The sequence below is a fragment of the Amycolatopsis orientalis DSM 43388 genome (genome assembly GCF_000411975.1).
Taxonomy (GTDB): domain Bacteria; phylum Actinomycetota; class Actinomycetes; order Mycobacteriales; family Pseudonocardiaceae; genus Amycolatopsis; species Amycolatopsis orientalis_D.
The window spans coordinates 23,578-31,464 of the sequence record NZ_ASXG01000033.1 but is presented as its reverse complement, the minus strand read 5'-3'; the positions used below and the strand labels follow the sequence as shown (position 1 = coordinate 31,464).

The window sequence follows — 7,887 nt, the reverse complement described above, 5'->3', positions numbered from 1 at the left end:
ACCGGAGCACCCGCCCCAGCATGGTCAAGATCACCCACCACCCACAAGATCACGGACAGGCCCTCGCCGAGTCGAACTGGGCCGTCAGGCCGCGCACGCATTCCTCGTGCAGTGCTCGGCCCGTCCCCGTGCCCCACTCTGACGGGAGGAGGTAGATCGACGACAGTTCGCCGGTCTTCGGGGTGGCGTCGTCGTCTCGGCTGGGGCCGAAAACCGCGAAGCCGGTGATCTTGTCCGCGACGCTCGCTGCCAGGACCGTGTGCGGGCGGGAGGCGTCCGCCAGGCTGGAGGCCCAGAACTGTTCCCGCGCCTCGACCGACAGGCCGGCCAGGAACTCGTCCGGCAGCAGACCCGCGTAGGCCGCTTGCCAGGAACCGACGTGGACCGCTGCGATGCCTGCCGCGTCTTCCGGGGTCGCGGGGCGGATCTCGAGGTCGGGCACCGGTCCTCCAGCGGGGTACGGCGGGCGAGGATCTTCCGCGGGCAGTTCAGCACACACCGGCGCGTGCGCGCATGCGGTTTACCGGAGTGACCACAATGGACAGTCTGAGCCGGGCAAAGACCCGAAACCCGACCGGAGGCGCGGCGAGGGAGTGCGTTCGGGCAAGGGTTCCGGGAGTTCAGGCATCACCGCCTCGCCCCGGCGGCTCCACTGCCGCCCAGCCGATAGCCTCGCCGGATTGGCGGATCAGGCTCCGCTCGTTCGTCATGCCCGTGCGCACCAGGAAATGGGACAACCGATGACCAACCCGTTGATCGCGCCGGTGAAGGACTCCACGACCGCGATGTCCGGGGTTCCTCTGCTGGAAGACGCCACCGGCCTCAAGACCGCGATCGAGAGCAAGGACTGGGCGGCTGTCGCGATCGGGGCGGTGGGGACCGCGCTGGACGTGCTGACCGCGGTGATGGACCCGTTCGGGGCGATCTTCGCGGCGGGGGTCGGGTGGTTGATGGAGCACGTCGGGCCGTTGAAGGAGGCGCTCGACGCGTTGACCGGCAAGGCGGACGAGATCAAGTCCCAGTCGGAGACCTGGACGAATGTCGCCAAGGAGCTCGAGGGCGTTTCGACGGAGCTGACGGAGCTGGTCAAGAAGGATCTGCAGGACTGGCAAGGCGAAGCGGCCGACGCGTATCGAAAGAAGGCCGACGACACGTCCGCGTTGATCGCGAGTGCGCAGAAGGGCAGCGAGGGCGCGGCGAGCGGCGTCAAAACGGCGGGCGAGATCGTGGCCGCGGTGCGGTCGCTGGTGCGGGACACGATCGCGGATCTGGTCGGGCACCTGATCTCGTGGGCGTTGCAGGTCGTGTTCACGCTCGGGATCGGGATGACCTGGGTGGTGCCGCAGGTGATTTCCGCGGTAGCGAAGACAGCGTCGAAGATCACGCAGGTCACCACGAAACTGGTCAAGGCGCTCAAGGCGCTGATCCCGCTGCTGAAGAAGGCCGGGACGCTGTTCGGTGACGCGGGCAAGGCGTTGAAGGGCCTCAAGGGCGGCAAGACAGCGCCGACGCACCGGCCCAAGGACATCGACGTCAAATCCGGGAACAGCCACCCCGGCGGGGACGAAGGCACGCACACCTCCAGCGCCGGTGGCGGGGGCGGGCACCACGGCAACTCCGGCGACACCCACTCAGGCAGCAACCGCGAAGGCAACAACCACCAAGGCGGCAACCCCGAAAACGGACCGGACGGGCACACGTCGACCTCCGGCAGCTCCTCGACCGGCGGAGGCGGGCCGGCCAGAAACGGCGGCGGCTCCCGATCGCTCGACAAACAGGGCGAGAACTCGCGCGGTCTCGACAACATCTGCACCGCCGGCGACCCGATCGACGTCGCGAGCGGCCAGATGGTGATGGCCGAGACCGACGCCGCCTTCCTCAGCGCGCTGCCGATGGTCTTCGAGCGCACGCACTTCTCGTCGTTCCGCGCGGGCGGCTGGCTCGGCCCGGCTTGGGTGTCCACTTTGGACGAGCGGGTCGAGGTGCACGAGGACCAGGTGTGGTTCGCCGGCGCGGACGGGATCGTCCAGGTGTTCCGCCGCCCCCGCGGCGACGAGTGGGTCGCCGCCGAGCACGGGCCCGCGCGGTATCTGGCCGAGGAGCCCGGCGGCGGATTCGTCCTCGAAGACCGCGAGAGCGAGCGGGTCCTGACGTTCGAACGCGGCAGCGGCCCGGTCCGGCCGATCCGTTCGATCAGCGGCCGCGGCAAGGAATACATCCACTTCCAGCGCGACCAGCACGGCACGCCGATCGCGATGCGGCACAGCGGCGGCTACCTGATCCGGATCGCCACCGAAGGCGGGCTCGTCACCGGGCTGTCCACGGTGACCGCGGACGGGACCGAGGTGCCGCTGGTCCGCTACGGCTACGCCAACGGCAACCTCACCGAGATCGTCAACGAATCCGGTCTCCCGTTCCGCTACGCCTACGACAACCTGGGGCGGATCGTCGAATGGACCGACCGCAACGGCGAGTGGTACCGCTTCCACTACGACCGCGAGGGCCGGGTCGTGCGCACCGAGGGCTCCGGCAACTGCCTCACCGTCACGATGGAATACGACCTGGCCACGCGGATCACCCATGTCGTCGATTCGCTGGGCCGCCGCAGTGCCTACCACCTGAACGAAACCGGCCGGGTCGTGCGCGAGGTCGACCCGACCGGCGCGGCGCGCTCGTACGAATGGGACGCGCTGGACCGGCTGGTCGGCGAAACCGACGAGCTGGGCAGGCAGCGGACCTACCGCTACGACGAGATGAACAACCTGGTCGCCCTGCGGCGGCCGGACGGCACGGAACTCACCATCGAGCGCAACGACTTCGGCCAGGCGATCCGCATGGTCGAAACACCGGGCGTCGAAACCCGGTGGGAATACGACGAACGCGGCAACGTGACCCGCGTCGTCGAACCGGGCGGCGGGGCCACCAGCTACACCTACGACGAGTGGGGGCACGTCGCGTCGATCACCGATCCGAACGGCTCGACGCTGACCGTGGTGTCCGACGACGCGGGCAACCCGATCACCGTAACCGACGCCCGCGGCGCGACGACTGCCTACTCCTACGACTGCTTCGGCAGGCTCTCCGCGATCGTCGATCCGAACGGGGCGGCCGAGGAGTTCGGCTACACCATCGACGGCGCGCTCGCCTGGCATCGCCTGCCGGACGGGTCGACGGAGGAATGGCATTACGACGGCGAAGGCAACAACCGCCTGCACGCCGACGCCTCCTCGGCGATCACCCAGCAGGAGGTGACCCACTTCGACCTGGTCTCGGCCGAGATCCGGCCGGACGGCACCCGGCTCGAATACTCCTACGACACCGAACTGCGGCTCACCGCGGTGACCAACGAACAAGGCCAGGTCTGGCGCTACGAGTACGACCTGGCGGGCAACCTCGCCCGCGAGACCGATTTCGGCGGGGCTTCCTCGTCCTACGGCTACAACGCCGCCGGCGAGCTGACGGAGATCCGCAACGAGGCGGGCGAGGTGATCACCCTGCGCCGCGACGTGCGCGGCAACATCGTCGAGGAGATCGTCGAAGGACCGTCCGGCACCCTGCACACCCGCTTCGAATACGACGTCCTCGGCGAGCTGGTCGCTCTCGACGACGGCACGACCCGCATCGAATACATCCGGGACGCGGCCAGCCGGATCGTCGGCGAAAAGGTCAACGGACGCGTCGTCCGCTCCGAATTCGACTCCTCGGGCAACCAGATCCGGCGGCAAACGCCGTCCGGGGCGGAAAGCGTCTGGGAATACGGCGAAGCCGGCTTCCCGGCCGCGGTGCGCGCCGCGGGCCGCACCACCCGGTTCGAATACGACCGGACGGGCCGCGAAACCCTCCGCGCGTTCGGCCAGGACGCGGCGATCGTCCGCTCGTGGACCCCGGCCGGACGGCTCGCCCGCCAGGCGGTGCGGCCCGCGACCGGCGGACCCGGCCAGGACCGGCAGTACCACTACCGGCCCGACGGCCTTCCCGACCGGATCGACGACGGGACGGCCGGGTCGCGCTGGCTCGCGATGGACGTCCGCGGCCGGGTGATCTCGGTGCGCGCCCGGGGCTGGAACGAGCAGTACTCCTACGACCCGACCGGACGGCTCGTCGACGCCGACTGGCCCGCCCCGGAGGAAGAGGACCGGCGCGGCAGGCGGTCCGGCCCCGCCTCGGTGATCACCGAGGCCGGCCGCGTCCGCTACACCTACGACCAGGCCGGCCGGATGCGCACCCGCCGGCACGAGGACGGCCGGACCTGGACCTACACCTGGGGCCCGCTGAACCGGCTCGTCGCGGTCGAGGTCCCGGACGGCACCAGGTGGCACTACACCTACGACCCGCTGGGCCGCCGCGTCCGCAAGGAGCACTTCGCCACCGACGGGACGACGCTGCTCGAACGGGTCGAGTTCGCTTGGGACGGCGAAACCTTGGCCGAGGCGACCCGGTCCGGTCCGGGCGCCGCCGAAACCACGGTGTGGGACTACGAACCGGGCACCTTCGTGCCGCTGCTGCAGCGCCGGCGCACCGCTTCCGCGGATCAGAAGCGCATCGACGAGCAGTTCTTCGCCATCGTGGCCGAACCGTCCGGCACGCCGACCGAACTGCTCGACGAACGCGGCGAAATCGCCTGGCAGGCCCGCAGCAGCCTGTTCGGCGTCGTGGTGGCCGAGTCCGGCGGAACCGGGATCCCGCTCCGGTTCCAGGGCCAGTATTTCGACGAGGAAACCGGGCTGCACTACAACTTCCACCGGTATTACGACCCGGTCCTCGCCCGCTATCTCAGCCCGGACCCGCTCGGGCTCGGCGGCGGACTGGACCCGCACGCCTACGTCGCCAACCCGCACGTCTCGGTCGACCCGCTCGGCCTCGTCGGCGGCTCCTGCAACTCCTCCCGCGGCCTCGGCGGACAGGGCTCCGGCGGCGGCTCCCAGCGCGGCCGGAGCCGGCTGCGCTCGCCCAGCCCCGGCCCGAACGGCGAGCGGCGGATGCGGTCCCCCGGCGGCCGCGTCTACCAGGAGGGACCGCCCACCGTCGCGGCCGGCGCGCGCAGGCGCGAGCACTACGGCTACAAGAACCTGTCGCACAAGCACTCCAAGATGCGGCCGCTGTTCGAGCGGAACGCGGTTTCGCCGCCGCCGAAGTTCCGCAAGCGCGGCGATGACACGAAGTGGTACATGGATCCGAACCGGCGCTACCGGACGCACGACTACCTGGGCAATCCCACCGGCATCGTGCGCGGCCACAGCAATGTCGTGATGGGCCACAACCCGTCCGCCGGAACCCATTTCAACCAGACCGGCATTCACCAGACGCCCGCGCAGAACTTCGCGCACAACTCCGACGTCCGGATTTTCAAGCACCTCGAACCGGCGAAGGCCTCCGCCGCGAGCGGCTCCAAGGAACCGCCTTACGACGCCCCGACCCCGCAGCGCGGCAACCGGGTTTACTGGGACCAGAACCATCCCGGCTACGTCGGCAATCCGGACGCCGACTGGAACCTGCTGAACCCTCAGCCGAGCAGGTCCTCCGGCGGCTACGGCGGGTCATCCGGCGGCGGGTACAGCGGCGGCTACGGCGGATCCAGCAGCCACAGCGGCGGGTACGGCGGCAGCTACGGAGGCAGCAGCAGCAGCCGGAACCACGGCTACGACTCCGACGACGACCTCTACGACGCCTGACGCGAGGCGTGGCCCGGGAAACCCCGGGCCACGCCGGCACCGCCAGCCGAGCGCGCGGCTCAGCTCTTCTCGAGGTACTCCGCCCGCTCCAGGTCGACCACGTCGGCCACCATCTGTGCCAATCCTGGCAGCGAAGCCAGCTCCGGGTCGCCCGAGACAAGCTCCTGCGCCTGGGCCCGCGCTTCGGTGATCAGGTCCTCGTCGCGCAGCAACGACAACAGCTTCAGCCCGGACCGTTTGCCCGACTGGGCCGCGCCGAGGATGTCGCCCTCCCGGCGCAGTTCCAAGTCCAAACGGGACAGTTCGAACCCGTCCGTGGTGGACTCGACCGCGGCCAGCCGTTCGCGCGTGGACGTGCCGTCGAGGGTTTCGGTGACCAGCAAGCACAATCCGGGCACGCTCCCCCGCCCGACGCGGCCGCGCAGCTGGTGCAGCTGGCTCACGCCGAAGCGGTCGGCGTCGAGGATGACCATCGCGGTCGCGTTGGGGACGTTCACCCCGACCTCGACCACGGTCGTCGCCACCAGGACTTCGATCTTCCCCGCGCCGAACGCCCGCATCACGGCGTCCTTCTCGTCGGTCGGCATCCGGCCGTGCAGGGCGGCGATCTTCAAGCCCTTCAACGCGCCGTTGGCGAGATCCGGCGCGACGTCCAGCACCGCGAGCGGCGGCCGCTTGTCGCTCTTGTCCGACGGCGGTTCGTCGCCGATCCGCGGGCACACGACGTACGCCTGGTGCCCCTTGCCGACTTCCTCGCGGACCCGCTGCCACACCCGGTCGAACCACGCCGGTTTCTCCGCGACCGGCACGACCGTCGTCTTGATCGGCGAGCGGCCGACCGGCATTTCGCGCAGCGCGGAGGTTTCCAAGTCGCCGTATACCGTCATGGCGACCGTGCGCGGGATCGGCGTCGCCGTCATGACCAGCACATGCGGGCTCGTCGAATCGGCTCCGCGCGAGCGCAGCGCGTCCCGTTGCTCGACGCCGAACCGGTGCTGTTCGTCCACCACCACGAGCCCGAGATCGGCGAACTGCACGGTGTCCTGGATCAGCGCGTGCGTGCCGACGACAATGCCCGCCTCGCCGCTCGCCGCCTCCAGCAACGCTTTCTTGCGTTCCTTCGCGCCCATCGACCCGGTGAGCAGCGTGACCCGGGTCGAGTTCTCGGCCGCGCCCAGCTCGCCCGCCATGCCGAGGTCGCCGAGCATTTCGCGCAGCGACCGCGCGTGCTGCGCGGCCAGCACCTCGGTCGGCGCGAGCATCGCCGCCTGCCGCCCGGAATCGACGATCTGCAGCATCGCCCGCAGCGCCACCACCGTCTTGCCGGACCCGACCTCGCCCTGCAGCAGCCGGTTCATCGGATGCTCGGTCGACAAATCGGCCGCGATCTCGTCGCCGATCGCGCGCTGGCCCGCGGTGAGGTCGAACGGCAGCCGCTTGTCGAACGCGTCGAGCAGGCCGCCGTCGACGTGCGGGCTCGCCTTCGCCGGCCGCGACACCGCGGAATGCCGTCGCTGCGCGAAAATCAGCTGCACGGCCATCGCTTCGTCCCACTTGAGCCGGTGCCGCGACGTCTCCAGGTGCGCCCAGTCCTCCGGGCGGTGGATGCCGCGCAGCGCGCGCTCGAGGCCGGGCAGGCCGTGCCGCTTGCGCAGGTCCGCGGGCATCGGGTCCTCGCCGACCTCCAGCACGTCCAGCACCTGCCGCACGCATTTGGCGATCGACCAGGTCGGCATGCCCTGCGCCGCCGGGTAGACCGGGATGATCTCGGCGAGGAAGTTGTCGACCGCCTCGGCCTCGCGTTCGGCGTCGAGCAGTTCGTACTCCGGGTTGGCCAGCTGCAGCGTGTCCCGGAACGCGGTGACCTTGCCCGCGAACAGCCCGGTCTTGCCGGGGACCAGCTCCTTCTCGCGCCACGCCTGGTTGAAGAACGCGCACGCGAGCCGGCGCTTGCCGTCGGTGATCACCATGTCGAGGATGGTGCCGTTGCGGGACTTCATCCGGCGCTTGCTGACCTTCTCGATCCGCGCCAGCACGGTCGCGTGCTCGCCCAGCTCCAGCCCGGCGATGTCGGTCAGCTCGCCGCGTTCGGCGTAGCGGCGCGGATAGTGGCGCAGCAGATCGGAAACCGTCTCGATGCCGAGCGCGCCCGACAGTGCCTTCGCCGTTTTCGCGCCCAGCAGCAGCGGGAGCTTGTCGCGAAGCCCGGCCATGA

At 70.1% G+C, this 7,887-nt stretch carries 3 protein-coding genes; 1 reads left to right on the top strand and 2 read right to left on the bottom strand.

The window, feature by feature from the left end; all coding sequences use genetic code 11:
- Positions 1-49: 49 nt before the first annotated feature.
- Positions 50-442, bottom strand: coding sequence for a GNAT family N-acetyltransferase (locus L942_RS06115; protein ID WP_051165748.1), 393 nt, complete (start codon positions 440-442; stop codon positions 50-52).
- 298 nt (positions 443-740) lie between these two features.
- On the opposite strand from L942_RS06115, the gene L942_RS06110 reads away from it, so the two are divergent.
- Complete coding sequence (locus tag L942_RS06110) at positions 741-5,672, top strand: RHS repeat-associated core domain-containing protein (RefSeq protein WP_051165747.1); 4,932 nt, start codon at positions 741-743, stop codon at positions 5,670-5,672.
- Positions 5,673-5,731: 59 nt separating this feature from the next.
- Here the strand turns inward: L942_RS06110 and recG are convergent, their stop codons facing one another.
- Positions 5,732-7,885, bottom strand: coding sequence for an ATP-dependent DNA helicase RecG (gene recG, locus L942_RS06105; protein WP_037355966.1), 2,154 nt, complete (start codon positions 7,883-7,885; stop codon positions 5,732-5,734).
- Positions 7,886-7,887: the final 2 nt, after the last annotated feature.

Excerpts from the sequence above, each read along its gene's own strand:
- recG (WP_037355966.1), bottom strand. The coding sequence starts at position 7,885 with ATGGCCGGGCTTCGCGACAAGCTCCCGCTGCTGCTGGGCGCGAAAACG.
- L942_RS06110 (WP_051165747.1), top strand. The coding sequence starts at position 741 with ATGACCAACCCGTTGATCGCGCCGGTGAAGGACTCCACGACCGCGATG.